Origin of the sequence: Streptomyces sp. NPDC048142 (genome assembly GCF_043202835.1) — a bacterium.
Taxonomy (GTDB): domain Bacteria; phylum Actinomycetota; class Actinomycetes; order Streptomycetales; family Streptomycetaceae; genus Streptomyces.
Map to the genome: position 1 here is coordinate 212,972 of NZ_JBIDBC010000002.1, position 26,635 is coordinate 239,606.

General features: G+C 69.1%; 22 protein-coding genes. 10 read left to right on the plus strand and 12 right to left on the minus strand.

Features of this window, described 5'->3' with window-relative positions:
• Positions 1-73 precede the first annotated feature (73 nt).
• From ACGF2Y_RS03560 to ACGF2Y_RS03570, 3 genes are all read right to left on the minus strand, one after another.
• Positions 74-1,804, minus strand: coding sequence for a protein kinase family protein (locus tag ACGF2Y_RS03560; protein ID WP_392942922.1), 1,731 nt, complete (start codon positions 1,802-1,804; stop codon positions 74-76).
• A 129-nt stretch (positions 1,805-1,933) separates the two neighbouring features.
• Positions 1,934-4,096, minus strand: coding sequence for a murein biosynthesis integral membrane protein MurJ (gene murJ / locus ACGF2Y_RS03565; protein WP_392942924.1), 2,163 nt, complete (start codon positions 4,094-4,096; stop codon positions 1,934-1,936).
• A gap of 50 nt (positions 4,097-4,146) precedes the next feature.
• Complete coding sequence (locus ACGF2Y_RS03570) at positions 4,147-6,441, minus strand: DUF6049 family protein (RefSeq protein WP_392942926.1); 2,295 nt, start codon at positions 6,439-6,441, stop codon at positions 4,147-4,149.
• Between the two features lie 180 nt (positions 6,442-6,621).
• On the opposite strand from ACGF2Y_RS03570, the gene ACGF2Y_RS03575 reads away from it, so the two are divergent.
• Positions 6,622-8,064 (plus strand): CCA tRNA nucleotidyltransferase, encoded by a 1,443-nt coding sequence (locus ACGF2Y_RS03575; protein WP_392942927.1) that lies wholly within the window; start codon positions 6,622-6,624, stop codon positions 8,062-8,064.
• A 100-nt stretch (positions 8,065-8,164) separates the two neighbouring features.
• Here the strand turns inward: ACGF2Y_RS03575 and ACGF2Y_RS03580 are convergent, their stop codons facing one another.
• The 4 genes from ACGF2Y_RS03580 to ACGF2Y_RS03595 form a co-directional block, all read right to left on the minus strand.
• A complete protein-coding gene (locus tag ACGF2Y_RS03580; RefSeq protein ID WP_392942929.1) occupies positions 8,165-9,433 on the minus strand; it encodes an MFS transporter in 1,269 nt (422 codons plus the stop codon).
• A 125-nt stretch (positions 9,434-9,558) separates the two neighbouring features.
• Positions 9,559-10,641 carry an inositol-3-phosphate synthase gene (locus tag ACGF2Y_RS03585; protein WP_069752210.1) on the minus strand — a complete coding sequence of 361 codons (1,083 nt, stop codon included), beginning with the start codon at positions 10,639-10,641 and terminating at the stop codon, positions 9,559-9,561.
• 59 nt (positions 10,642-10,700) lie between these two features.
• Positions 10,701-11,411: a helix-turn-helix transcriptional regulator gene (locus tag ACGF2Y_RS03590; protein ID WP_392942932.1), complete on the minus strand. Its 711-nt coding sequence runs from the start codon at positions 11,409-11,411 to the stop codon at positions 10,701-10,703.
• Between the two features lie 544 nt (positions 11,412-11,955).
• Positions 11,956-12,171, minus strand: a complete 216-nt coding sequence (locus ACGF2Y_RS03595) for a hypothetical protein (RefSeq protein ID WP_392942933.1) — start codon at positions 12,169-12,171, stop codon at positions 11,956-11,958.
• Between the two features lie 24 nt (positions 12,172-12,195).
• Between ACGF2Y_RS03595 and ACGF2Y_RS03600 the strand changes: the two genes are divergently transcribed.
• Together ACGF2Y_RS03600 and ACGF2Y_RS03605 are read left to right on the plus strand one after the other, a co-directional pair.
• A complete protein-coding gene (locus ACGF2Y_RS03600; RefSeq protein ID WP_392942935.1) occupies positions 12,196-14,565 on the plus strand; it encodes a transglycosylase domain-containing protein in 2,370 nt (789 codons plus the stop codon).
• Between the two features lie 170 nt (positions 14,566-14,735).
• Positions 14,736-16,250, plus strand: a complete 1,515-nt coding sequence (locus ACGF2Y_RS03605) for a glycosyltransferase family 87 protein (RefSeq protein ID WP_392942936.1) — start codon at positions 14,736-14,738, stop codon at positions 16,248-16,250.
• A gap of 43 nt (positions 16,251-16,293) precedes the next feature.
• Here the strand turns inward: ACGF2Y_RS03605 and ACGF2Y_RS03610 are convergent, their stop codons facing one another.
• The 3 genes from ACGF2Y_RS03610 to ACGF2Y_RS03620 all read right to left on the minus strand — a co-directional run bounded on the left by ACGF2Y_RS03610 (position 16,294) and on the right by ACGF2Y_RS03620 (position 19,017).
• Positions 16,294-17,325, minus strand: coding sequence for an alanine racemase (locus tag ACGF2Y_RS03610; RefSeq protein WP_392942937.1), 1,032 nt, complete (start codon positions 17,323-17,325; stop codon positions 16,294-16,296).
• A gap of 89 nt (positions 17,326-17,414) precedes the next feature.
• Entirely contained in the window at positions 17,415-18,533 is a 1,119-nt protein-coding gene (locus ACGF2Y_RS03615; protein ID WP_030077277.1) for a peptidoglycan bridge formation glycyltransferase FemA/FemB family protein, read from the minus strand.
• Between the two features lie 172 nt (positions 18,534-18,705).
• Positions 18,706-19,017 carry a hypothetical protein gene (locus ACGF2Y_RS03620; RefSeq protein ID WP_392942939.1) on the minus strand — a complete coding sequence of 104 codons (312 nt, stop codon included), beginning with the start codon at positions 19,015-19,017 and terminating at the stop codon, positions 18,706-18,708.
• Between the two features lie 332 nt (positions 19,018-19,349).
• On the opposite strand from ACGF2Y_RS03620, the gene rpsF reads away from it, so the two are divergent.
• The 4 genes from rpsF to rplI all read left to right on the plus strand — a co-directional run bounded on the left by rpsF (position 19,350) and on the right by rplI (position 21,077).
• On the plus strand, positions 19,350-19,640 hold the full coding sequence (rpsF, locus tag ACGF2Y_RS03625; RefSeq protein ID WP_018957345.1) for a 30S ribosomal protein S6: 291 nt from the start codon (positions 19,350-19,352) through the stop codon (positions 19,638-19,640).
• Between the two features lie 74 nt (positions 19,641-19,714).
• Positions 19,715-20,332 carry a single-stranded DNA-binding protein gene (locus ACGF2Y_RS03630; protein WP_392942941.1) on the plus strand — a complete coding sequence of 206 codons (618 nt, stop codon included), beginning with the start codon at positions 19,715-19,717 and terminating at the stop codon, positions 20,330-20,332.
• A gap of 43 nt (positions 20,333-20,375) precedes the next feature.
• Complete coding sequence (gene rpsR, locus ACGF2Y_RS03635; protein ID WP_003967857.1) at positions 20,376-20,612, plus strand: 30S ribosomal protein S18; 237 nt, start codon at positions 20,376-20,378, stop codon at positions 20,610-20,612.
• An 18-nt stretch (positions 20,613-20,630) separates the two neighbouring features.
• Positions 20,631-21,077 (plus strand): 50S ribosomal protein L9, encoded by a 447-nt coding sequence (rplI, locus tag ACGF2Y_RS03640; protein WP_030576021.1) that lies wholly within the window; start codon positions 20,631-20,633, stop codon positions 21,075-21,077.
• A gap of 189 nt (positions 21,078-21,266) precedes the next feature.
• On the opposite strand, the gene ACGF2Y_RS03645 is transcribed toward rplI, so the two are convergent.
• Complete coding sequence (locus ACGF2Y_RS03645) at positions 21,267-22,604, minus strand: MATE family efflux transporter (RefSeq protein ID WP_392942943.1); 1,338 nt, start codon at positions 22,602-22,604, stop codon at positions 21,267-21,269.
• Positions 22,605-23,061: 457 nt separating this feature from the next.
• On the opposite strand from ACGF2Y_RS03645, the gene dnaB reads away from it, so the two are divergent.
• Together dnaB and ACGF2Y_RS03655 are read left to right on the plus strand one after the other, a co-directional pair.
• Positions 23,062-24,537 carry a replicative DNA helicase gene (gene dnaB / locus ACGF2Y_RS03650; protein WP_392942945.1) on the plus strand — a complete coding sequence of 492 codons (1,476 nt, stop codon included), beginning with the start codon at positions 23,062-23,064 and terminating at the stop codon, positions 24,535-24,537.
• A 127-nt stretch (positions 24,538-24,664) separates the two neighbouring features.
• Entirely contained in the window at positions 24,665-24,823 is a 159-nt protein-coding gene (locus ACGF2Y_RS03655) for a hypothetical protein (protein ID WP_392942947.1), read from the plus strand.
• A gap of 208 nt (positions 24,824-25,031) precedes the next feature.
• Here the strand turns inward: ACGF2Y_RS03655 and ACGF2Y_RS03660 are convergent, their stop codons facing one another.
• On the minus strand, positions 25,032-25,622 hold the full coding sequence (locus ACGF2Y_RS03660) for a CGNR zinc finger domain-containing protein (RefSeq protein ID WP_392942948.1): 591 nt from the start codon (positions 25,620-25,622) through the stop codon (positions 25,032-25,034).
• 114 nt (positions 25,623-25,736) lie between these two features.
• Here ACGF2Y_RS03660 and ACGF2Y_RS03665 point away from each other — a divergent pair, with 114 nt between their 5' ends.
• Complete coding sequence (locus ACGF2Y_RS03665) at positions 25,737-26,519, plus strand: MBL fold metallo-hydrolase (RefSeq protein WP_392942950.1); 783 nt, start codon at positions 25,737-25,739, stop codon at positions 26,517-26,519.
• The last annotated feature ends 116 nt before the right edge of the window (positions 26,520-26,635 follow it).

The window sequence follows — 26,635 nt, forward strand, 5'->3', positions numbered from 1 at the left end:
ATGACAGCCGCAACCCTGGCGTCGCGGGCGCTCGGTGGGCGAACGGTCCGCCCCACAGTAGCGGGATGGTGGATCAGCCGAGGACGGAGATGTCGGTGATGCCGCCCCGGTATCCGCCCGTTCCGTCCGACGGGAGTTCCGTGATGTGGATCAGGACGTAGCGGGTACGGACGGGCTTGTCGAGCTTCTCCTCGATCTTCTTTCCCGAGACGGTCCGCTTGACGATCGGCTGGTCGAAGTCGGCCGTCGTGGACGGGGACGAGGCGTCCGGGGAAGCGGCGAGCACGGTCGTCGTCTGCCCCTTCCGGTACATGGACACGTCGATGCCGGAGACGTCCCGCACCTTGCCGAGGTCGACGATGATTCCGCTGCCCTGCTTGCGCTGGGGGAGGTTGCCGAAGTTGGCGAAGTTCTCGTACCGCGGGGTGACCCAGTGGGTTCCGGGATTGCCGTCGATGGTGTTCGGCACCATCCGCTGCCTGATGCCGGAGCCATCGGGCATGAACTCCGTGGCCCCCGCGATGTCCAGAGGTTCGGCGGACGGCGCGGGCTTGCCGTCCTTGTTCTTGTCGTTCTCGTTCGGCTCGGTGACGCCGGTGTCGTCGGAGCCCTTGGTCCGGTCGAGCAGGGCCTCCGCGAGCTGCCAGCTTCCGAGGCCCAGCGCGGCGATGAGGAGCGCCGAGACGGTCCACTTGAGTGCTCGGCCGGCACGGCTCTGCAGCGGGGGCGGAGGGGCCGGCATCACGGGCTGGGTGACGGCGGACGGGTGGGAGGACGGGCGTCCGTACGTGCCCTGCTGATAGGTCGTGCGCTGGTATGCCGGCGGGGCGGTGAACGTGGGTTCCGGAGGAAGGATGCGTGGCATGGCGGCGACGGCCCTGGCCAGCTCGTCCGGGGTGGTGCAGGGCGGTTCCTGCCGGGAGGCGGTGGCGCCGTCGTTGGCGAGCGCCCGCATGGCGAGCTCGGAGAGGCCTCGGTGGACGCCGGCCCGGACCTGGTCCGGGGCGATGAGCCCCATGCCCTTGGGCAGCCCGGCGAGCCCGTGGGCGTCGCTCCCGTACGGCCAGCGGTGGGTCAGCGCCGCGTACAGGAGGGCGCCGATGGCCTCGGTGTCCGTACGGAGGGGGCGTTCGGCGGTGATGCCGCGCAGGGCGGCGTTCACGGCGAGGCCGCGGATGCGGTACTGCCCGGTAGAGCTGCGCAGGACCGCGCCGGGGGTGAGGCGCAGATGGGCCAGTCCCTCGCGGTGGGCGGCGGCCATCGCCTGGGAGAGCTGGATGACGAGCTGGTAGGCGTCGTGGGCCTCCATCGGCCCGGTGGCCAGCAGAGCGGTGAGCTCGGTGGCGTCCGGCAGCCATTCGTGGACCACGTAGACGAGGTCGTTCTCCTCGACGGCGTCCAGGACCTGGACGAAGCGGGGGTCGCCGAGCAGGGCGGAGGAGCGGGCGGCGGCCAGCACCGAGCGGGCCCGCGGATGGTCCGCGGGCAGCAGGTGGACGCCCACCGCCCGGCGGAGCTTCTCGTCGACCGCGCGCCAGCTGCTGAAGCCGTCCAGACGGGTGACGCACTCCTCCAGGCGGTAGCGCCCGGCGAGTTTGTGACCGCTGTGCAGATCGGGTGACGCCGGAACGGCCTCGGAACGCTCCCGCTCACCGTCCGTGCTCTGGGTGTCCTTGGGGCTCGCGCCCTTGGTGTCCTCGGCTTGCGCCGTCCCGTCGGACGTGGCCTCGTCCGCCTTGGCGGTCAGCGGCTCGTCGCCGCTGTTGTCGGCCACGTCGACGGCGGCCGTGCTACGTTCCGCCACCGTCGTTCCTGCCTCCCCATCCGTTGCGCGATGCCAGCCAGCTCTGCACAGTCACGCCAATTGTGCCCACACTCCAGCGCTATGCACGACACGCGGAGCGCGGCGATGGTTGTGCGGGCGGGCGCTCACTCAGCGTCCGAGCCGTCCACGGACCATGCCGACCAGGCCGTTGACCTCTTCGATGCGCATCTTCTTCGCCGCGGCGAAGAAGATGCCCAGGAGGAGGGCGCCGCCACAGATCAGCGCGACCAACGAGCCGAAAGCGCCGGGGCCGACAAGTTCCAGGATCCCGAATCCGACGGCGCCGCCGACCAGGGCGGCGGGCACCGCGGCCATGCAGAGACGGGCGTAGGTCCGGACGATGTGCGCGCCGTCCAGGTCGCCGCCCAGCCGGTTGCTCAGCCGCCGCCAGGCGACGCCGACGCCGACCGCGTAGGCCAGGCCGTAGGAGAAGGCCATGCCGACGACGGCCCAGCGGGCGGGCAGGACGATGTAACAGAGCGCGGAGGCAGCGGCGTTGACAGCGGCCACGATGACCGTGTTGTAGAACGGGGTGCGGGTGTCCTCGTAGGCGTAGAACCCGCGGAGCACGACGTACTGCACGGAGTACGGGATCAGGCCGAGCGCGAAGGCCATGAGGATGAAGCCCATGGAGCGGGCGGCCTCGGCGCCGCTGGAGGCGTACAGCAGGGTGCACATCGGCAGGCCGAGCGCGAGGAAGGTGAAGGCCACCGGCACGATGGCGACGGCCGAGTTGCGCAGTCCCTGCGAGATGTCGTCGCGGACCGCGCCGGGGTCGTTGTCATGGGCGGCCCGGGAGATCCGGGGCAGCAGCGCGGCCATGACCGAGACGGTGATGATGGCCTGCGGCATGCCCCAGATCAGCTGGGCGTTGGAGTAGGCCAGGAACCCGGTGCCGTCCTTGCCCGAGAGCTTGCCGGCCGCAGTGGCGAGCTGGGTGACGACCAGGACGCCCGCCTGGTTGGCCAGGACGAACAGCACGGTCCACTTGGCCAGCTTGACGGTCTTGCCGAGCCCGTGGCCCTTCCAGTCGAACCGGGGGCGGAAGCGGAAGCCCGTCTCGCGCAGGTAGGGGATCATCGCCAGCGACTGGACGACGAGTCCGAGCAGGGTGCCGATGCCGAGCAGGCGGATGCCCTCCGGCGGGATGGTGTCGACGCCCATCCGCGATTCGGCGGAGGTGCCGTAGACCCAGATGAACAGCCCGAACGTGATGATCATGACGATGTTGTTCAGGACCGGGGTCCACATCATCGCGCCGAACTTGCCGCGGGCGTTGAGGATCTGGCCCATCACCACGTGCACACCCATGAAGAAGATGGTGGGCAGGCAGTACCGGGCGAACGTGACGGCCACACTGTTGGCGGACACGTCGTCGGCGATCGTGTTGGACATCAGCTGGATCAGCACCGGCGCGACGAGGACCGCGGCGGCGACGATCAGGCCGAGCGCGACCATCACCAGGGTCAGGAGCCGGTTGGCGAAGGCCTCGCCGCCGTCCTCGTCGTCCTTCATGGCGCGGACGAGCTGGGGGACGAAGACCGAGTTCAGGCCGCCGCCGACGGTGAGGATGTAGATCATCGTCGGCAGCGTGTACGCGATGGTGAAGCTGTCGCCGAGCAGCGCGGCGCCGAGTGCGGCGGTGATCACCAGGGACCGCACGAATCCGGTGAGCCGGGATACGAGGGTGCCGGCGGCCATGACCGCGCTGGACTTGAGGAGTCCGGAGACCTTGCCGCCGCCGCCCTTGGCGGGCGCGGGTGCGGGAGCCGGTTCGGGCTGGGGCGGCGCCGGAGGCTTCCCCGACGCCTCCTGGTCCCGGAAGAGGTGGGCGAAGGCGTCCGGCTCCTGCCGGTCGTCCGACGCCTGGGTGACGAGGTCGTCGACGCCGACGAACTGCGTGGTCTCCGGGCGGTCCCCGTACGGCAGGTGCCGGGAGGGCCCCGCCGGCTCGGGGGGCGGGGGCTGGGCCCAGATGCGCGGGTCGGGGGCGTACGGGGCGGCGGGCGGCTGCTGGTAGAGCGGCCCCGGCTCCTGGTAGGTGCCGGGAGGCGGCGGGGGGTGCGCGGCGCGGTCGTAGAGCGCCTCGCCCACCGGGTCCTGGGCGGCCAGGTCCCGCGCCCGGTAGGGGTCGTCCTCGTAGGCGTGCTGGAGATACGGGTCCGGCGGCACGGAGCCGTCCTGGCCCGCGCCCGGAGGAACCGGAGGGCCGCTCGGAGACGCTGCTCCGCCCGCGCCCTGCCCGCGGTCACCGTCGTACGGCGCGTTCATCGAAACCCCTACCTCATCGTCCCCGGCCGACCGGCCACGACAGACATCGCTCAACGGTCCACTTTCTCACCCGTTCCCGACGGGGCCCCGCTTTCCGGACCGGTGTCCGGAGTCGGGTCACTCGGCTGCTCGGGTCCGTCGCCGTTGCCGTCCGTCGTGTCGCTTGCCACGGCGCGCTTGCGGTGGCTGTACATCCTGATGCCTGCCAGCACCAGGAGCAGAAGTCCGCCGGCGATCACGAGCAGCACGGTGGGCGTCACCTCGGAGACCTTCACGGTGAAGGTCATCGCCTCGCCGTACTGGGTGCCGTCCTCCGTGAACAGCCGGGCGGTCACCTGGGCCCGGCCGTTGGCGCTGGTCGCCGTGTCGAACTTCACCGACTGGCTGTGCCCGCCGGCGATGCTGACCGGCAGTTCGGCCGTGGTCCCGTCGTCGTTGAACTTGAGCCGGATGTTGTCCGAGGTCAGCCGGAGAACCAGCCGGTCCACGTCCTGCACCAGTTTGTTCTGCACGGTGACCGGGATCGTCGCGCTGCGCCCGGAGAGGGTGACGTCGGACTTCTTGATGAGCTGCACCTCGGAGGTGAGGCTCTGGAGGTAGTCGCGGACCGCGTTCCGGTACTGCTGCGCCTCCAGGGGCCGTCCGCGCCAGGACGTCGACATCGAGCGGTTGACGGCGTTGCCGAAGGGCGTCACCACGCGCTCGGGCTGCGTCAGGATCGTCTCGAAGCTGTCGAGTGAGCCCTGGGTGGTGCGGATGTCCTGGAAGGCCTGTGTGGGCAGTTCCTGGGCGCGGAGCTTCTTCGGGTACGCGGCGGCCCGCAGGACCCTGGAGGTGGCCCTCGGGTCGGGCTTCACCTCGGCGGCGGCGACGAGGTCGAGGGGCTGCGTCCAGCGGTTGCCCGTCAGGCCCTCCAGGGCGCGGGCCATCGTCTGGGCCTGCGCGGTGGAGGGCATGCGCGGCGGGGCCACGACGATGCTGCGTTCGTTGTCGGGCGCCTGCTCGGTCAGCGCGAGGGTGTGGGCGAGGAACTTCTGGACCGCGAGGGTGGAGGGGCCAGCCCTCGACATGTCGCCGTCGAACAAGGTCGACAGCCGTGCGTCGGCGACGACCGCGGTGGTCCCGCCGCCGATTGGCCGCGCCGCGGTCGGCGTGTACGGAAGCCGTGTGGTCTCCCGGAAGCTGTCGCTGCGGGCGATCACGTTGTGGGCGCCCGCCGAGGTCGCCACATCGACGATGGAGGAGTCCACCGCGCCGTTCACGGGCCAGGCGAAGTCGGTGGACGGCTTCACATGGAGGATGGTCTCCACCGTGGTCGCGGCCACTGCGGAGGCGTTCTGCAGACGGCTGAGCGTCCCGGAGACGTTCTTTCCGCGGTGCGCGATGGATGCCAGGTCGGGGTCGGCGAACGGCAGCGCGATCACCTTGCCGTCCTCCACCACCTTCTCCAGAGCGGTGAGCCACCGCTTGGCGACGGTCTGGTTCTTGCCCGGGACGGTCGTGTCACCCGACTCGACCTCGTACCTCCCCGCCATCGCCGCGACGCTCGCCAGGAGGTCCGGGTCGACGACCCAGGTCACGGGGAGCCGGCTACCCAGGGACACCATCCGCTCCAGCCGCCCGCCGGGCGCCAGCTCCTTGGCCAGGTCGTCGTCGGTGAACACGGGTGTCTGCTGTTCGTCCGAGCGGGTCTCCGCCGTGACGTGGGGAGACGCGATCAGCGGCCAGAGGAAGGTGAGCTTGGTCCTGCTGTCGCTCGCCTCGGGCTGCCAGGGCAGGAACGAGCGCTCGATGCCCAGCACCTGCTCGTAGGGGGTGGTGGTCGTACGGCCGGAGACCGAGACGCCGAGCTGGTAGACGCCCGGGTCGTCCAGGCCCAGCTTGTCGACGGGCACGGTGAGTGTGAAGTCCTGGCTGATCCCTTTGGCGAGTTCGGGGAACTTCACCGTGTACTTGTCCCCGACGGTGACCGGGTCGACGCCGGGAACATACGTGGAGCGCTTGGCGGCGTCGTCGACCTCTCCCCGGCCGGAGAGCCGGGGGCCGACCCGAAGATCGACCTCGGCGCCGCTGATCGTCTCCTTGCCCTTGTTGGTGAGCGTTCCGGAGACGGTCAGGGTGTCGTCCTCGGCGGGAACACTCGGGGAGAGCGTGTCCAGGGACACATCGACGGTGCGGGAGCCCGTAGGGGCCTTGGCGGGCTCGACGGCCGGGGCGGCACCGGCGGCCGGAACGGCCAGGAGACCGGCCAGCAGCGGCGCTCCGAGCACCGCGGAGGCCGTGAGCCGGAGCCACCGGCGGGCAGGAGAGGGACGCGTCCCCTGAAAGTCTGCCGCCTCGGCCACGCGCTTACCCGTCCCTTGTCGTCGTCAGATGCTGTCGATCGTTCGGTCCTGCGTCCCCGCATGGTAACGAGGTGCGGCGGGCCGAAGTGCTGGGGTCCATCGCACATGATCGCGGCTGTCCCGCAGGGTCCTCGTAAACGATGACGCCTCGGCCGGTCCGTGCACGTACCCTTTTCTGTTGTGCCGAACGCCAACGATGAGAACGCCAGTGCACTGAGCCAGGTGCAGCACCGCGCGGTGAGTGAGCTGCTGCGGGTGTCCCCGGTCGCCGACGACCTCGCCCGTCGATTCCAGGAGGCCGGCTTCGGGCTCGCCCTGGTCGGCGGCTCGGTCCGCGACGCACTGCTGGGCAGACTCGGGAACGACTTGGACTTCACCACCGATGCCCGCCCCGACGACGTACTCAAGATCGTCCGGCCCTGGGCCGACTCGGTGTGGGAGGTCGGGATCGCCTTCGGTACCGTCGGCTCCCAGAAGGACGGCTACCAGATCGAGGTCACGACCTACCGGTCCGAGGCGTACGACCGGACCTCGCGTAAGCCGGAGGTCTCCTACGGCGACTCCATCGAGGACGACCTCGTGCGCCGCGACTTCACGGTCAACGCGATGGCCGTGGCCCTGCCGCAGAAGGAGTTCGTCGATCCGTACGGAGGCCTGAAGGACCTCGCCGAGCGGGTGCTGCGCACTCCGGGCACGCCTGAGGCGTCCTTCTCCGACGACCCGCTGCGCATGCTGCGCGCGGCCCGCTTCGCCGCACAGCTCGACTTCGAGGTCGCCCCCGACGTCGTCACCGCCATGACGGAGATGGCCGCGCGAATCGGCATCGTCTCCGCCGAGCGGGTCCGCGACGAACTCAACAAGCTGCTGCTCTCCCAGCACCCGCGCAAGGGGCTGGGACTCCTGGTCGACACGGGGCTGGCCGAGCATGTGCTGCCCGAGCTTCCCGCTCTGCGTCTGGAGAGTGACGAGCATCACCGCCACAAGGACGTCTACGAGCACTCGCTGACCGTCCTGGAGCAGGCCATCGGCCTGGAGGAGGACGGCCCCGATCTCGTACTGCGTCTGGCCGCGCTGCTCCACGACATCGGCAAGCCGAGGACCCGCCGCTTCGAGAAGGACGGCAGGGTCTCCTTCCATCACCACGAGGTGGTGGGCGCGAAGATGACGAAGAAGCGCATGACCGAGCTCAAGTACTCCAATGAGCTGGTCAAGGACGTGTCGAAACTGGTGGAGCTGCACCTGCGCTTCCACGGGTACGGCGACGGCGAGTGGACCGACTCCGCGGTGCGCCGGTACGTGCGCGACGCCGGGCCGCTGCTGGAGCGTCTCCACAAGCTGACCCGGTCGGACTGCACGACCCGGAACAAGCGCAAGGCGAACGCGCTCTCCCGCACCTACGACGGGCTGGAGGAGCGCATCGCCCTGCTGCAGGAGCAGGAGGAGCTCGACTCGATCCGCCCCGATCTGGACGGCAACGACATCATGCGGATCCTTGATGTCGGCCCCGGACCGGTGATCGGCAAGGCGTACGGGTTCCTGCTGGAGCTGCGCCTGGAGCACGGGCCCATGGAGCGGGACGCCGCTGTGGCGGCGCTCAAGGAATGGTGGGCGAGGCAGGACTGAGCCCGGCGGGGTGGTGTTTCACGTGAAACACCACCCCGCCGGATGTGTGCTGAGGGCGTTGTTTCACGTGAAACAACGCCCTCAGCGCATCCATGAGCGGCTACCGGTAGGCATCGGTGTGTCGCCAGCGGAACATCGTCCCCGAGGTCACCGCGAACAGCACCGCCACGACCGCCACGACGGCGGCTGATCTGCCGTCCGGTGGGAGCATCAGGGCCGCCACCCCCGCGGCGCTCACGAACGCGACGTTGAAGAGCACGTCGTAGAGCGAGAAGACCCGGCCACGGAAGGAATCGTCGACCGAGGTCTGCACGACCGTGTCGGTCGCGATCTTCGACCCCTGGGTCACGACGCCGAGCACGAACGCGGCGATCAGCATCGGGGCGGGAGCGAAGGAGAGGCCCAGGGCGGGGACCAGGACCGCCGCCGCCCCGGTGCAGGCCACGATCCATCCGTAGCGGCCGAGCTGCCCCACCGCCCACGGGGTGAGGACGGCGGCGACGAAGAATCCCGCACCGGAGACCCCGACCGCCAGGCCGAGCAGCGCCAGCCCTTCGGACTCGGTGTCCGACCAGGCGTAGCGGCACAGCATGAGCACCATCACGGTGAGCGCGCCGTAACAGAAGCGGATCACCGTCATCGCTGCCAGGGCCCGAGCTGCGCGGTTCCGCCGCGCCAGATGCCGGAGCCCGGCGACGAGCCCGCGTGCGGTGACGGCCAGAGCGGCCCGCAGTCGCAGGGGGCTCTCGTCGGTATCCGGCCCCAGCAGCGAGCGGGGCAGGCTCAGGGACGCCAGCGCGGACAGCAGGTAGAGCATCGACCCCAGCAGCACGACCGCCGCGTCGGAATCGTCGGCCAGCAGCCTTACGGCGAAGGCGAGGCCGCCCCCCGCGGTCGCCGCCAGGGTTCCGGCGGTCGGGGAGAGGGAGTTGGCGACGACGAGGCGATCGGTGTCGACCACCCGGGGCAGGGCGGCGGAGAGGCCGGCCAGCACGAAACGGTTGACGGCGGTGACGCAGAGGGCCGAGACGTAGAAGAGCCAGTCGGGCACCGAGGCGAGAATCAGCAGCGCCGTGGAGCACGCCAGGGCGGCCCGCAGAAGGTTCCCGTAGAGGAAGACCTGACGCCGGGGCCAGCGGTCCAGCAGGACCCCCGCGAAGGGCCCGATCAGGGAGTAGGGCAGGAGGAGCACGGCCATCGCTGAAGCGATGGCGGCGGCCGACGCCTGCTTCTCCGGGGAGAAGACGACGTACGCGGCGAGGGCGACCTGGTAGACGCCGTCGGCGGACTGTGACAGGAGCCGCACGGTGAGCAGGCGGCGGAAGTTCCGCAGGCGCAGCAGAGTGCGCAGATCACGCGCGACAGACATGGGAGCAAGCGTCACACACGTCGGGGATCCGCGGGCGGATTGCCCGGGGACCCCCGACGCGCGGCAGGAAGAGGCGAGCGTCTCCGCTCAGCGCTCCGGTGAGGCTGTCAGCCGAGGAGGCCGGTTCAGCTCTCGGTGTCGCCGTTGATGAACTTCTCGACGTTCTCGCGGGCCTCGTCGTCGAAGTACTGCACCGGCGGGCTCTTCATGAAGTAGCTCGAAGCGGAGAGGATCGGGCCTCCGATGCCGCGGTCCTTGGCGATCTTCGCCGCGCGGACGGCGTCGATGATGACACCGGCCGAGTTCGGGGAGTCCCACACCTCGAGCTTGTACTCCAGGTTCAGCGGAACGTCGCCGAACGCGCGGCCCTCGAGGCGCACGTACGCCCACTTGCGGTCGTCCAGCCAGGCCACGTAGTCCGAGGGGCCGATGTGGACGTTGTCCGCACCGAGCTCACGGTCACGGATCTGCGAGGTGACGGCCTGCGTCTTCGAGATCTTCTTGGACTCCAGGCGCTCACGCTCGAGCATGTTCTTGAAGTCCATGTTGCCGCCGACGTTCAGCTGCATCGTGCGGTCCAGGATGACACCGCGGTCCTCGAAGAGCTTCGCCATCACGCGGTGCGTGATGGTGGCGCCCACCTGGGACTTGATGTCGTCGCCGACGATCGGGACACCGGCCTCGGTGAACTTGTCCGCCCACTCCTTGGTGCCGGCGATGAACACCGGGAGAGCGTTGACGAACGCGACCTTGGCGTCGATGGCGCACTGCGCGTAGAACTTCGCAGCGACCTCGGAACCGACGGGCAGGTAGCAGACGAGAACGTCGACCTGCTTGTCCTTGAGGATCTGGACGACGTCGACCGGGGCGTCCGCGGACTCCTCGATCGTCTCGCGGTAGTACTTGCCGAGACCGTCGTGGGTGTGGCCGCGCTGGACGGTCACGCCCGTGTTCGGCACGTCCGCGATCTTGATGGTGTTGTTCTCGCTGGCGCCGATGGCGTCCGCGAGGTCGAGGCCGACCTTCTTCGCGTCGACGTCGAAGGCGGCGACGAACTCGACGTCACTGACGTGGTACTCGCCGAACTGGACGTGCATCAGACCGGGCACCTTGCCGGCCGGATCGGCGTCCTTGTAGTACTCGACGCCCTGCACCAGCGAGGCGGCGCAGTTGCCCACGCCTACGATGGCTACGCGAACCGAACCCATTCCGGTTGCTCCCTGTGTAATCGGTGTTTCCGATGAAGTCGCCGCGGAGTGCGATGACTTCACTTGGCGGTGTCGTCGGACGGATCCGGCGGGGTGTTGTCCCGATGCCGGGGCAGGCCGCCCGTCTCTCCAGGTGTGTCCTGCTGAGCGGAGCCGTCGGGCGAGGATCGTCGCCGATCCCGTCCCGACCGCTCGCTCTCGATGAGCTCGTTCAGCCAGCGCACTTCGCGCTCCACGGACTCCATGCCGTGTCGCTGCAGCTCAAGTGTGTAGTCGTCGAGTCGTTCACGGGTGCGGGCGAGGGCGGCGCGCATCTTCTCCAGGCGCTCCTCCAGCCGGCTGCGCCGGCCTTCGAGGACCCGCATCCGCACATCGCGTTCGGTCTGGCCGAAGAAGGCGAAGCGCGCTGCGAAGTGCTCGTCCTCCCAGGCGTCCGGACCGGTGTGCGACAGCAGCTCCTCGAAGTGCTCCTTACCTTCTGCCGTCAACCTGTAGACGATCTTCGCCCGGCGTCCTGTCAGTGACGAGGAGGGGGAGGCGGCCGGGCGTCCGGTGACCGGTGCGGTGTCCGCCGGGTCACCGGCGGGCTCCTCGATCAACCAGCCGCTGGCGACCAGCGTCTTGAGGCAGGGGTAGAGGGTCCCGTAGCTGAACGCACGGAAGATCCCCAGCGAGGTGTTGAGGCGTTTGCGCAGCTCATAGCCGTGCATCGGCGATTCGCGGAGCAGGCCGAGCACGGCGAACTCGAGGATGCCGGAGCGTCGGCTCACCGGTGCCTCCTCCTTCTCCCGCTGCTTCCGCCGGCACGGTCCACCGGGACCACCGGTGTACTTATGCCGCACTGATGTATCGACTCGATACATCAGCACGATAGATCGGTCCGGCCGGTTCGACAAGGGTGACCTTCGTGAACGGCGTCACATCCGCGATTCCCAGAGTTCGACTTGCGTTGTTTGGGGTGAAGTTCGGCCCTAGGCGGGTTTTGACCGTGCGTAGTCTGTGCGGCATGCAGACCACCGGGAACCGCGAGACGCTTTCGCGCGTCAGTCATCGCGGACTGCCGGATGTGCTGCGGATGAGCCTTCCGCAGGGGCTTGTCCGTCATTCGGGGGGACCGGATCTCAACTGCCGCTTCCAGGCGCTCTCGCCTGCCCGAGGAGTAGTCGTTCCATGAGCGAGCACCGTCGCAAAACGCCTCAGCCACAGGGTGGCGGGCGTGCCGCGGCCAGACGAGCCGCCCAGCAGTCGACCGGACGCCGAGCGGTCCCGTCACGCAGAGCCACTTCTGAGTCACCTTCCGAATCGCCGTCCGAGTCACACGGTGGTGAGGAGCGGCAGTACGGCAGTCGCGCCGAGGCCCGGCGCGCGGCCCAGCGCGGCGGCCGGCGCCGCGGCGCCGACGCCGGGGGGCACGGAGCGGGTGGCGGTGGCGGCCGACGACGCGGTGGCGGCGGTTCCGACGGACCGGGAGGCCGGGGACGGGACAGCGGCGGCTCCGGCAAGAAGCGCTTTATCGACTACCCCCGCCATGGCAAGTACGGATTCCGCCGCTGGGTGCCCTCGTGGAAGCTGGTGTCGGGGCTCTGTCTGGGGTTCCTCGGCTTGCTGATGGGCGTGGCGGGCATCTCGTACGCCTTGGTGTCCAAGCCGAACATCAACGAAGCGGCCGAGGCGGAGAACAACGTCTACTACTGGGCCGACGGCACGCAGATGGTCGCGACCGGTGGTGCGGTCAACCGCCAGATCCTCAAGTACGAGCAGATCCCGGAGGCGATGCGCAACGCCGTGATCTCCGCCGAGAACAAGAGCTTCGACACGGACCGCGGCATCGACCCGAAGGGCATCGGGCGCGCGCTGTTCAACATGGCCACGGGCGGTGAGACCCAGGGCGGATCGACCATCACCCAGCAGTACGTGAAGAACTCCCGGCTCTCCCAGGACCAGACCCTCACCCGGAAGTTCAAGGAACTCTTCATCACGCTCAAGGTCGCCGGTGAGGAGAACAAGGAAGACGTGATGGCGGGCTACCTCAACGTCTCGTACTACGGACGTGGGGCCTCCGGCCTGCAGGCAGCGGCCCGCACTTACTACAACAAGGACGCCGGCGAGCTGGACGCGAGCGAGTGCGCCTTCCTGGCCACCCTGCTCAAGGGCGCGAGCTACTACGACCCCGCCGGCGCTGTCGACATCGACAAGACCAACGCGACCCGGGAGAAGAACACCAAGCGGGCCAAGGAGCGTTGGAAGTGGATCCTTGACGAGCAGGTCAAGGACGGGCGCATGACGGCGGAGGAACGCGCCAAGTACACGAAGTTCCCGGACCCGCTGCCGCCGAAGAAGGACGCCAAGCTGGGCGGTCAGACCGGTTACCTGGTGGACCTCGCCAAGAAGTACTTCCTCGCCAACAACGAGAAGGGCATCGACGGCAAGCAGCTCGAACTGGGCGGCTTCGAGATCCACACCACCTTCCAGAAGAAGAGGGTGCAGGAGCTCGAAGCAGCGGTGGACAAGGTCTACAAGGCCAAGATCCGGCCCAAGGAGCGTCCCAAGACGGACACGCATGTCGAGTTCGGCGGTGCGTCCGTGGACGCGAAGACCGGCGCCATCATCGCCACGTACGGCGGCCAGGACGCCACCACCCACTTCACGAACAACGCGGACGCCACCGGTGCCCAGGTCGGATCGACCTTCAAGCCCTTCGTGCTGGCCGCTGCCATGCAGTACGGCGTGCGCGACCCGTCCGGCGGACCGGTCCAGGACAACTCCCAGCGCACCCAGGTCTCGCCCGAGAGCATCTACAACGGCGACAACGGATTGAAGATCAGGGACTACACCGGGAAGGTCTGGAAGAACGAGAACGGCGATGAGTGGCGCCAGACCAACGACGGCGACTGGGACTACGGCGAGATCGATCTGCGGAAGGCCATGGAGCAGTCCGCCAACTCGCCTTTCGTGCAGCTCGGTATGGACGTCGGCACGGACAAGGTCAAGGACGTCGCCGTGGCAGCGGGCCTGAAGGACGACACCTTCATGGCGAACTCCACCGTTCCGTCGTTCTCCATCGGCACCTCGTCGCCCAGCGCCATCCGCATGGCTGGCTCCTACGCCACCTTCGCCACGAGTGGCCAGCAGAACGACACGTACTCGGTGACCGAGGTGAAGCAGGGGGGCGTGACCGTCTTCAAGCACGAGAAGAGGTCCAAGCGCGCCTTCAGCCCGGTCATCGCCGACAACGTCACGGACGTGCTGAAGAACGTCGTGGAGAACGGAACAGGCAAGCCCGCCCGGCTGGAGGGCCGTGCGGCCGCGGGCAAGACCGGTACGACGGACGGCAACCGGTCCGCCTGGTTCGTCGGGTACACGCCGCAGGTCTCGACCGCCATCAGCATGTTCCGGTATGACGACGACGAGACGAACAAAGAGCGCGAGTTCGAGATGATGTTCGGCACGGGTGGTGAGGACAAGATCCACGGAAACTCGTTCCCGGCCTCCATCTGGCACGACTACATGACCGGGGCGATGAAGGGCAGGAAGGTCGTCTCCTTCCCGGAGCCGCAGGACCTCGGCGAGATCGTATGGGGCGGTGGCGCGGCCAGTCCCAGCCCGACGCCCAGTCCCACGCCTTCGGAGAAGGCCTCCGAGGAGCCGACGCCGACTCCGACGCCGACCCCGACGCCGACCACTCCGAGTCCGACACCGACGCCGAGCAGGACCTGCGGCATCTTCGACCCGAACTGCCAGGCGGCAGACGGTGGGGCGAACGCCGGTGCGGACGGCGGCGGTGGGGCAAACGGCGGTGCGGACGGCGGGAGCGAGGGCGGCGGAGACGACGGCGGGGGCGACGGCGGCGCAGACAACGCCGGAGTCCAGGGAGGGAACGGCACCCCGGGGGGAACCGGCTCGATCTGGGGCAACTCGGGATAGTCGGATCGCAGGCCGGAGCTCTCGGGGCCGGCCCAGCACAGCGGCGAGGGCCGCCGTATCCATCCGGGTACGGCGGCCCTCGCCGTGTTCCCTGCGGTGTGCGGCCTCCTGGGCTCTCCTGCCGTGTCCCCCGGGCGGTCCCTGCCCCGGGCACAGCCCCGTACGGCAGGATGTGCGGCATGCCAAGCCCCAGCGCAGGAGACACGAGCGTGCACCAGGAGCGGCCCGCCGTGCGGCCCACCGATCAGGACGAGGTCGCGGCGGCCGGCAGCGAGCTGTTCGGTGGCCGGGTGGGACGCTGGGCGCGGCTCGGCGACGGTCCGCTCACGCCCGTGCGGGTCGTCGCGCTGGTCATGATCGGGATGTTCGCCCTCGGCATGGTGCAGAAGATCCCCTGCTACGAATGGGCCTGGTTCCGCGGGGCCACCTCGCAGTACACGCACGCCTGCTACTCCGATATTCCGCACCTCTTTCTGGGACGCGGCTTCGCCGACGGCCTGGTGCCGTACTTCGACCGGCTGAGCGGCGATATGCAGTACCTGGAGTACCCCGTGCTGACCGGGGTGTTCATGCAGGTGGCGGCCTGGCTGACGCTGACGCCCGACAGCGACCCCATCCAGCAGCGCGAGCAGATGTACTGGATGGTCAACGCGGGCATGCTGATGATCTGCGCGGTCGTCGTCGCCGTGTGCACCGTCCGCACGCACCGCCACCGCCCCTGGGACGGACTCCTGGTCGCGCTGGCTCCCGCGTTCGTCCTCACCGCGACCATCAACTGGGACCTGCTGGCCGTCGCCCTGACGGCCGCGGCGATGCTCATGTGGTCCCGGGGCCGGGTCCTCGCGTTCGGCATCCTCATCGGCCTGGCGACGGCCGCCAAGCTCTACCCCGTCCTGCTGCTCGGCCCGCTCCTGCTGCTCTGCTGGCGGGCGGGCAGGCTGCGCGAGTTCGGGACGGCCCTGCTGGGCGCGGGGTCGGCCTGGCTCGTGGTGAACCTGCCGGTGATGCTCTTCGCCCCCGAGGGATGGCGGAAGTTCTACACCTTCAGCCAGGAGAGGCCCATCGACTTCGGCTCGTTCTGGCTGATCATCACTCAGCGCACCGGCAAGCCCATCGATGTGGACACGGTCAACACCGCCTCGGTCGTCCTGATGGCCGTGTTCTGCGCGGGCATCGCGGGCCTGGCGCTGTCCGCGGCCCGCAGGCCGCGCTTCGCCCAGCTGGCGTTCCTGGTGGTGGCCGCGTTCATCCTGACGAACAAGGTCTACTCACCGCAGTACGTGCTCTGGCTGATCCCGCTGGCCGTCCTGGCCCGGCCGCGCTGGCGCGACTTCCTCATCTGGCAGGCCTGCGAGGTCATGTACTTCCTCGGGATCTGGTTCTACCTCGCCTACACCAGCGGCGGCGACACGCACCAGGGACTGCCGCAGGAGGGCTACCAGGCAGCGATCGCCCTGCACCTGCTGGGCACGCTGTACCTGTGCGCGCTGATCGTCCGGGACATCCTCCTGCCGGAGAAGGATCCGGTCCGCGGGGACGGGTCGGACGACCCGTCGGGCGGTGTCCTCGACGGGGCTCCGGACACGTTCGTGCTGACGCCCGAGGCCCGTCCGTCCGGGCACACGGCCCCGACGGCCACGGGACCCCAGGTGGAGTGGGGCGTCACGCCCACCCGGGACGGCTGAGCCGGGGCCGGGCGCGGCCGTTGAGCGGCCGCGCCCGGGTGGCTCAGCGGTCGACGAGCCGGTCGTACTGGGTGGTCGTGTGACGCAGATGGGCGACCAGCTCGTCACCGACCCGGGGCTCCTGGGCGTCCGAGGGCACGAACAGGATCGACACCTGCATGTGCGGCGGCTCGGCGAACCACCGCTGCTTGCCCGCCCAGACGAACGGCGACAGGTTGCGGTTGACCGTGGCCAGGCCCGCACGGGCGACGCCCTTGGCCCGCGGCATCACGCCGTGCAGCGCCTTGGGCGCCTCCAGGCCGACCCCGTGGGACGTACCGCCGGCCACGACGACCAGCCAGCCGTCGGACGCGGTCTTCTGCTGGCGGTAGCCGAACCGGTCGCCCTTGACGACGGGGGTGACGTCCAGGACGGCCCCCCGGTACTCGGTGGCCTCGTGGTCGCCGAGCCAGAGGCGGGTGCCGATACGGGCGCGGAAGCGGGTCTGCGGGAACTGCTGCTGGAGCCGGGCCAGCTCTTCGGCGCGCAGATGGCTGACGAACATGGTGTGCAGCGGCAGCCGGGCCGCGCGCAGCCGGTCCATCCAGCCGATGACCTCCTCGACGGCGTCGGAGCCGTCGGTGCGGTCCAGCGGCAGGTGCAGGGCGAACCCTTCGAGCCGTACGTCCTCGATCGCCGCGTGCAGCTGCCCGAGCTCTTCCTCCTTGACGCCGTGGCGCTTCATCGAGCTCATGCACTCGATGACGACCCGGGCGCCCACCAGGGCGTGCACCCCGTCGACGGAGGAGACGGACCGGACGACGCGGTCCGGAAGCGGTACGGGCTCCTCACCACGTCGGAACGGGGTCAGGACGAGCAGGTCGCCGCTGAACCAGTCCTTGACCCGGGCCGCCTCGTAGGTCGTCCCGACGGCGAGGGTGTCGGATCCGAAGCGGATCGTCTCGTCGGCGAGGCGCTCATGGCCGAAGCCGTAGCCGTTGCCCTTGCAGACGGGTACGAGACCGGGGAACTGGTCGATCACCGACTTCTGGTGCGCCCGCCAGCGCGCGGTGTCGACGTAGAGGGAGAGCGCCATGGCGGCCCGAACCTTTCTGGTGGCTGCGGTGATTCAGGAGCGAACGGTGTGTGCCGAGATGCGCCGGCCCAGGTATGCGGTGAAGCGGGTCAGCGGCGCGACATATAGATGTCGAGCGCCTTGTGGAGCAGCTTGTTGAGCGGGAAGTCCCACTCGCCGACGTACTCGACGGCCTCGCCGCCGGTGCCGACCTTGAACTGGATCAGGCCGAAGAGGTGGTCGGTCTCGTCCAGCGAGTCGCTGATGCCGCGCAGGTCGTAGACGGTCGCGCCCATCGCGTAGCTGTCGCGCAGCATGCGCCACTGCATGGCGTTCGACGGCCGGACCTCGCGCCCGATGTTGTCGGAGGCGCCGTAGGAGTACCAGACGTGTCCGCCGACGACGAGCATCGTGGCCGCGGAGAGGTTCACGCCGTTGTGCCGGGCGAAGTAGAGCCGCATCCGGTTGGGGTCCTCTGAGTTGAGGACGGTCCACATGCGCTGGAAGTACGAGAGCGGGCGCGGCCGGAAATGGTCGCGCACGGCGGTGATCTCGTAGAGCCGCTGCCACTCGGCCAGGTCCTCGTAGCCGCCCTGGACGACCTCGACGCCGGCCTTGTCGGCCTTCTTGATGTTGCGGCGCCACAGCTGGTTGAAGCCCTTGAGGACGTCCTCAAGCGAGCGGTTGGCCAGCGGCACCTGGAAGACGTAGCGGGGCTGGACGTCACCGAATCCGGCGCCGCCGTCCTCGCCCTGCTGCCAGCCCATCTTCCGCAGCCGGTCCGCGACCTCGAAGGCGCGCGGCTCGATGTGCGTGGCCTCGACGTCGCGCAGGCGCTTCACATCAGGGTCCTGGATGCCGGACTTGATGGCCGCCGAGTCCCAGCGGCGGATGACCACCGGCGGGCCCATCTTCACGGAGAAGGCGCCCTGCTGCTTGAGATGGGCGAGCATCGGCTGGAGCCAGTCGTCCAGGTTCGGCGCGTACCAGTTGATGACCGGGCCCTCGGGGAGGTACGCGAGATAGCGCTTGATCTTGGGCAGCTGGCGGTACAGGACGAGGCCGGCACCGACGATCTCGCCGTTCTTGTCGAACCAGCCCAGGTTCTCCGAGCGCCATTCGGTCTTCACATCAGCCCACGCCGGAACCTGGCAGTGACTGGCCGAGGGCAGGCTCTGGATGTACGCCAGATGCTGCTCTCGGCTGATGGTCCTCAGGGTCAGGCTCATGCGGGGCGCTCCTCGGCAGGTGTGTCCCCATCGGTCAGGGGCTCCGGCTCTCGCGCCGAAGCCTACTGTGACCGAGGGGCGCCCGGCCTGGCCCCGGGGGGCCGGAACGCACGGCGAACCGGCGTGGGCACCTGGGTACCCGCGCCGGCCGGCGCTCGGGCCCGTGCTCCGGTCAGGTGATCACGCCGCCGAAGAGGCCGCCGTGGGCCATGCCGAGGAAGAAACCGACGGCGGAAGCGCCGAGTCCGATGATCAGGCCGAACCGTTCGCCGGTGGTTTTGGAGACGTACATCCCGTACCCACCGGTCAGGATGCCGACCAGCCCGGCCCACGAGCTGATCAGGTGCAGGTGGTGGAACATCGCCGTCACGAAGGCGAGAGCGCCCAGCACGAGGGTCACGGCGAGCAGGGTGTCCTGGAGCGGGTGCGGCTTGCCGTCCGAAGCGAAGAGCGAACCGGTGGCGGGCCGAATGGTCTGTGCCATGGAGTACCTCCTGGCCGGACGGATGGGCGGGTGCGTCCAGCGCCTCCCGCACCCCGGCGGGTGTAGCGCCTCTCACACCGCATCTGTCTCGATTGTGCCCTCTGAGCTCCTGATTTCAACCGGAAGCCGGTCTACGGGTAGTCTGTACGGTCTGCACCGGTGTCTGCCCAGGCCAGCACGGCGAGCCTCTCCCCGAACCCCCGCTCCGGGATCGTTCGGGAGCTGATCGTCAGTGCTGGGTGTTCTCCTCGGGAACGCCGTTGCAACACGCATCACGACCCTCCTGCCACGGAACGACCGTGGCCGCTGAGTCCAAAGGAGGTGGGTTCCACATGCGTCACTACGAGGTGATGGTCATCCTCGACCCCGATCTCGAGGAGCGAGCAGTCTCCCCGCTGATCGAGAACTTCCTCTCCGTCGTCCGTGAGGGCGACGGAAAGGTGGAGAAGGTCGACACCTGGGGCCGTCGTCGGCTCGCCTATGAGATCAAGAAGAAGCCCGAGGGCATCTACTCGGTCATCGACCTGCAGGCCGAGCCTGCGGTCGTCAAGGAGCTCGACCGCCAGATGAACCTGAACGAGTCGGTCCTCCGGACCAAGGTCCTCCGTCCCGAGATCCACTGAGCATCTAGCTCAGCGGTTTTCGGGTCCGAGTAGCAGCAAGCAGCCAGAAGCAATCCCCGCCGAGAGGTTCACCCATGGCAGGCGAGACCGTCATCACGGTCGTCGGCAATCTCGTCGACGACCCCGAGCTGCGCTTCACCCCGTCCGGTGCGGCGGTCGCGAAGTTCCGTGTCGCGTCCACTCCCCGCATCTTCGACCGGCAGACCAATGAGTGGAAGGACGGCGAAGGCCTGTTCCTCACCTGCTCGGTCTGGCGTCAGGCGGCGGAGAACGTCGCGGAGTCGCTCCAGCGAGGCATGCGCGTCGTCGTGCAGGGCCGGCTGAAGCAGCGGTCCTACGAGGACCGTGAGGGCGTCAAGCGCACGGTCTACGAGCTGGACGTCGAGGAAGTCGGCCCCAGCCTCAAGAACGCCACGGCCAAGGTCACCAAGACCACCGGTCGCGGCGGCCAGGGCGGTCAGGGTGGATACGGCGGCGGCCAGCAGGGCAGCAGCAACTGGGGCGGCGGTTCCGGTGGCGGTGGCCAGCAGGGCGGCGGCGGTGCACCCGCCGACGACCCGTGGGCGACCGGCGCGCCGGCCGGCGGCCAGGGCGGCGGGGGCCAGCAGGGCGGCGGAAGCGGCTGGGGCGGAAGCTCCGGCGGTTCCGGCGGTGCCTCTGGCGGCGGCTACTCGGACGAGCCCCCTTTCTAGGGCTGCTCGTACCCCCACTTCTTGATCACACAGGAGAAACACCATGGCGAAGCCGCCTGTGCGCAAGCCTAAGAAGAAGGTCTGCGCGTTCTGCAAGGACAAGACCCAGTACGTGGACTACAAGGACACGAACATGCTGCGGAAGTTCATTTCCGACCGCGGCAAGATCCGTGCCCGCCGCGTCACCGGCAACTGCACGCAGCACCAGCGTGACGTCGCCACGGCAGTCAAGAACAGCCGTGAGATGGCGCTGCTGCCCTACACGTCCACCGCGCGATAAGGGAAGGGTGACAAGAGCATGAAGATCATCCTCACCCACGAGGTCTCTGGCCTCGGTGCCGCCGGCGACGTCGTCGACGTCAAGGACGGGTACGCCCGTAACTACCTGGTTCCGCGTGGCTTCGCCATTCGCTGGACCAAGGGCGGCGAGAAGGACGTGGCGCAGATCCGCCGCGCCCGCAAGATCCACGAGATCGCGACGATCGAGCAGGCCAACGAGATCAAGGCCAAGCTCGAGGGCGTGAAGGTCCGTCTGGCTGTTCGCTCCGGCGACGCCGGCCGTCTCTTCGGCTCCGTGACCCCGGCCGACATCGCTTCGGCGATCAAGGCTGCCGGTGGTCCCGACGTCGACAAGCGTCGCGTCGAGCTCGGCTCGCCGATCAAGACGCTCGGCGGACACCAGGTGTCCGTCCGTCTGCACCCCGAGGTCGCAGCGAAGCTCGGCGTCGAGGTCGTTGCTGCCTAGGGCAGAGCTCAGCTGAGTCAGTGAAGGGCCGCACCCGCTGGGTGCGGCCCTTCACTGTGTCCTGGGATGCACGGTGTTTCACGTGAAACACCGTGGCTGTTTCACGTGAAACAGCCACGGTCGGTTCAACGGGGGACCGGCGGGCTTGTTTCACGTGAAACAAGCCCGCTATGCCCCGGGGTGCGCGGATCAGCGCGTAGCTCCGGTGACGATCCACCGGCCCGATCGGGTACGCAGCCAGAGCGTGACGAGGCGGACGGCCATCATGAGTGTCATCGCCCACCAGAGCGCGGTGAGCCCGCCGCCGAGGGAGGGCACCAGGAGCGCGACGGGAGCGAAGACGGCGAGCGTCACCAGCATCGCCCAGGCGAGATAACGTCCGTCGCCTGCTCCCATCAGGACGCCGTCCAGGACGAAGACCACGCCGGCGATCGGCTGGGAGACCGCCACGACCAGGAGCGCGGGGAGCAGGGCGTCCTGCACCGAGGGGTCGCTCGTGAAGAGCGGAATGAACAGAGGCCGGGCGAGCACGATCAGGATGCCGAGCACGATGCCGCAGCCGATGCCCCACTCGACCATACGGCGGCAGGCCTGGCGCGCGCCCTTCTCGTCGTTCGCCCCCAGATACCGGCCGATGATCGCCTGTCCCGCGATGGCGATGGCGTCGAGCGCGAAGGCGGTCAGGCTCCAGAGGGAGAGGATGATCTGGTGCGCGGCGATATCGACGTCCCCGAGCCGGGCGGCGATGGCGGTGGCGATCATCAGGACGGCGCGCAGGGACAGCGTCCGGACCAGCAGGGGTACGCCGGCCCGCGCGCTGGCCCTGATACCGGCCGCGTCGGGGCGCAGGGAGGCGCTGTGCCTTCGAGCTCCTCGGATCACCACGACGAGGTAGGCGGCGGCCATGCCGACCTGGGCGATCACCGTTCCCCACGCGGATCCGGCGATGCCGAGCCCGGCACCGTAGACAAGGGTCACATTGAGAATCGCGTTCGCCGTGAAACCGCCGATGGCGACGTACAGCGGGGTGCGGGTGTCCTGGAGGCCGCGCAGTACGCCGGTGGCGGCGAGCACGACGAGCATGGCCGGGATGCCGAGGATGGAGATCCTCAGGTATGTGATGGCGTGCGGGGCCGCGGTGTCGGAGGCGCCGAAGATGTCGACGAGCCAGGGGGCCGTCGGGACCGCGAGGGCGACAACGGCGGCTCCGAGCAGCAGCGCGAGCCAGATGCCGTCCATGCCCTGACGGATGGCGGCGGGCAGATCGCCCGCCCCCACGCGGCGGGCGACGGCCGCCGTGGTCGCGTAGGCGAGGAAGACGAAGATGCTCACGGCGGTCATCAGCAGGGCCGCCGCGATGCCGAGGCCGGCCAGTTGCGGGGTGCCGAGGTGGCCGACGACGGCGCTGTCGACCATGACGAACAGGGGCTCGGCGACGAGCGCGCCGAACGCCGGGACGGCAAGGGCGATGATCTCGCGGTCGTGCCGTCGGCGGCTGTTCTCCGGGGTCGCGGGGGCCTGGGTCATGGGGTCAATCTAATCTTCCACAGGTAAGAGATGCAATCAGTCTTTGATCCTTACTTTTATCCCCGTGGGCCCTTCCTTCCCGTGCCGTTTGCGGCGATCTTGAAATGAGGGCGAAAGTTTTTCTCCCCCACAGTCGGTGGACGGAGAGTGCCCAGGTCAGAGTGGTCACGCTGATGTCGCTATGAGTTTGTCCACAGTGCTGTCCCCCGGTCCGTGCACAGGTTCGGCGGGGTTCTCCACAGCATCTGGTCCGTCGTCCACATGCCCTGTGGATAACCAGATTGGCTGACGGTGCGGAGGGGCCTACCGTAGTGCGGCGCCCGCACTCCGTTCCGGCACCGGAATCCACCGAACCAGATGCGCCGGAAGTGGAGTCGGGCGACCTGTTTGTCGGTGCCGTGCCGTAAGAAAGAGTGGCACGGCTAGGTCCGCGATGCGGACGGGAGGAGGCGGCGCGGTGAGCATTCCCGAGCCTTTGGACGACCCCTGGACCGAGGCTGGTCCCGGGGACCGTCTGCCTGTCTCCCATCGGCGTAGAGGGGACCGCAAGGGGCGTGAGGACCGCCACGACCGCGGCTCGGACGAGGCCTGGGAAGGCGGCTCCCCCGGATTCGAACGGGTGCCGCCCCAGGACCTCGACGCCGAGCAGTCGGTCCTCGGCGGCATGCTGCTGTCCAAGGACGCCATCGCGGACGTCGTGGAGATCATCAAGGGGCACGACTTCTACCGCCCCGCCCACGAGACCGTCTACTCGGCGATCCTCGACCTCTACGCCAAGGGCGAGCCGGCCGACCCGATCACCGTCGCCGCCGAACTGGTCAAGCGCGGAGAGATCACCAAGGTCGGCGGAGCGCCCTATCTGCACACCCTGGTGCAGTCCGTCCCCACTGCGGCCAACGCCTCGTACTACGCGGAGATCGTCCACGAGCGGGCGGTGCTCCGTCGGCTGGTCGAGGCGGGCACGAAGATCACGCAGATGGGATACGCGGCCGACGGGGACGTGGACGAGATCGTCAACTCCGCGCAGGCCGAGATCTACGCGGTCACCGAGCAGCGCACCAGCGAGGACTACCTCCCCCTCGGCGACATCATGGAGGGCGCACTCGACGAGATCGAGGCCATCGGCTCGCGCAGCGGTGAGATGACCGGCGTGCCGACGGGCTTCACGGACCTCGACGCACTGACGAACGGCATGCACCCCGGCCAGATGATCGTGATCGCGGCTCGTCCCGCCATGGGCAAGTCCACACTGGCGCTGGATTTCGCGCGCGCCGCGTCGATCAAGAACAACCTGCCCAGTGTCATCTTCTCCCTCGAAATGGGGCGCAACGAGATCGCGATGCGTCTGCTTTCGGCCGAGGCGCGGGTGGCCCTTCACCACATGCGGTCCGGCACCATGACGGACGAGGACTGGACGCGGCTCGCACGCCGGATGCCCGAGGTGTCGGCCGCTCCGCTCTACATCGACGACTCCCCCAACCTGTCGATGATGGAGATCCGCGCGAAGTGCCGTCGGCTCAAGCAGCGCAACGACATCAAGCTCGTGATCATCGACTATCTGCAGCTGATGCAGGCCGGTGGGTCGAAGCGGTCCGAGAGCCGTCAGCAGGAGGTCTCGGACATGTCCCGAAACCTGAAGCTGCTGGCCAAGGAGCTGGAGGTCCCGGTGATCGCGCTCTCGCAGCTGAACCGTGGTCCCGAGCAGCGCACGGACAAGAAGCCGATGGTGTCCGACCTGCGTGAGTCCGGCTCCATCGAGCAGGACGCCGACATGGTCATCCTGCTCCACCGCGAGGACGCGTACGAGAAGGAGTCACCGCGCGCGGGCGAGGCCGACATCATCGTCGGCAAGCACCGTAACGGTCCGACGGCCACCATCACCGTGGCGTTCCAGGGGCACTACTCCCGCTTCGTGGACATGGCGCAGACCTGACGGAAGGATTACAAGAAGCACGCACCGGTCGAACGGGACTGGCTCTACGACCAGTACGCCGTGCACCGTCGGCTCTTGTGGAAGGCGGCCCAAGCCCTCGGTATCCATCCGTATCCATCCCTCCACGTTGATCAAGAAGATCAACGAGCTCGAGCGGGATCTGGGCAACGCCCTGCTCGAACGTGCTGAACGTGTCCGCGGTATGCGACCGACCCCATTCGGCGCCGAAGTCGCGCGGGCCGGCAGGACGGCCATTACGGGCTCCGCCAACAGCATCCGCTCGTAGACGTGTTGATCTACGATGCCGCGTTCAACCCGAGCGCGCTGTCATGTGCTCCCGGGTGGCACGGAGACGACCGTCGCCCAGAGGTGAGCACACCTGCCGCCGCTGACCATCACACCAGTGGCCGAAGCCGCCGACGCAGATCGCGCAACTTCCAGTTCCAGGGGCTCCCGCGCCGTGCCGACACTCTCTGCCTGAGGCGTCAGGTGCGTCAGGTGCGTCCGGTGCGGCGGGCGTAGGCGCGGGCGGCGCGTGCGCGGTCCCCGCAGCGGGTGGAGCACCAGTGGCGGCGGCCGTGGCGGAGCAGGTAGCGGTTGCAGGGCGTGGAGGCGCAGGCGGTGAGGCGCTCGGCATCGGGACCGGTGAGGAGGTCGGCGGCGTCGGCGGCGAGCGCCGCCAAGGCGTGATCGACGAGTTCCGAGGTGGGGTGGGGCATGGCGCGGTAGGGGCCGCTCTCGTCCCAGACCAGCAGCGGGGCGGTGGGCACACGGGTCAGGGTGTCGTTGATCGCGGCGACTGCGGCGGGCAGGGCGGGCAGCCCCGCGACACGGGACGCGAACAGCGCCCGGACCTGCTCGCGCAGGGAGCGCAGCTGCGCGGCACACATGTCGAGCATGCCCGCGTCGACCGGGGTGAGGCCCTGCTGCGTCAGCCACTGGTCGGCCCCGGCAGGCGTGCCGAGCTGGTCGACGTAGTGCCCGCCCGGTAGCGCGACGGCGCTGTTGACCAGGGCGAGCGAGGGGTGATGCTCGGCCCCCGGCGCCGGTGGCAGCCCGGAATCGGTGATGAGGCTCTCTTCCATACCGGTCATGGTACGACCTGCCCACAAACGTGACTCACGGTTGGACTTGCCTTCATCCGTGATGCCTGACTATGGTCAACTCACGGTTCAATCGTATTCATCCGTGAGGTTTTCGTGTCTGTTTCCCCTGCGACCACGCAGTTCCCCGTCCGCGTCTTCGGCGGCCCCACGGCCCTGTTCGAGTACGGCGGCCTGCGCTTTCTGACCGACCCGACCTTCGACGCCCCCTGCACCTACCCCGCGCCCCCCGGTGCCCCGGCCCTGACCAAGACCGCCCCCTCCACGGGCACCCCCGCCGACGTGGGCCCCGTCGACGTCGTCCTGCTCTCCCACGACGAGCACGACGACAACCTCGACAGCGCCGGCCGCGCCCTGCTCGCCGACATCCCGCTCACCCTCACCACCACCGGTGGCGGTGAACGCCTCGGGCACAAGGCCAAGGGGCTGGCCGACTGGGAGTCCATCGAGCTGGACCGCCCCGGCGGCGGCACGCTCACGGTGACCGCCGTCCCCGCCATCCACGGGCCCGGCACCCGCGAGGAGGTCGAACCGATCGCCGGACAGGTCATCGGCTTCGTCCTCACCGGCCAGGACCTGCCCACCGTCTATGTCAGCGGCGACAACGCCTCCCTCGACGCCGTCCGGGAGATCGCCGAACGCTTCGCCCCCATCGACACCGCGATCCTCTTCGCCGGCGCGCCCCGCTTCGCGGAGATCTTCGACGGCGGACTGATCGTCCTGGACAGCGCCCAGGCCGCCGAGGCCACCCAGATCCTCGGCGCCAGCCGCGTGGTGCCCGTCCACTTCGACAGCTGGTCCCACTTCACCGAGGGCCGGGACGAGCTGCAGGCCGCCTTCACCGCCGCAGGTCTGGCCGACCGCCTGCAGTTGAGCTGAGCAGACCAACCGCAGCCTGCCCGTGGGGGTGGGGGCCCCCCCCCCGGCCCCCCCCCCCCCCCCCCCGCCCCCCCGCAACCCCCCCCCCCGCCCCCCGGCGCGCCCCCCCCCCCCCC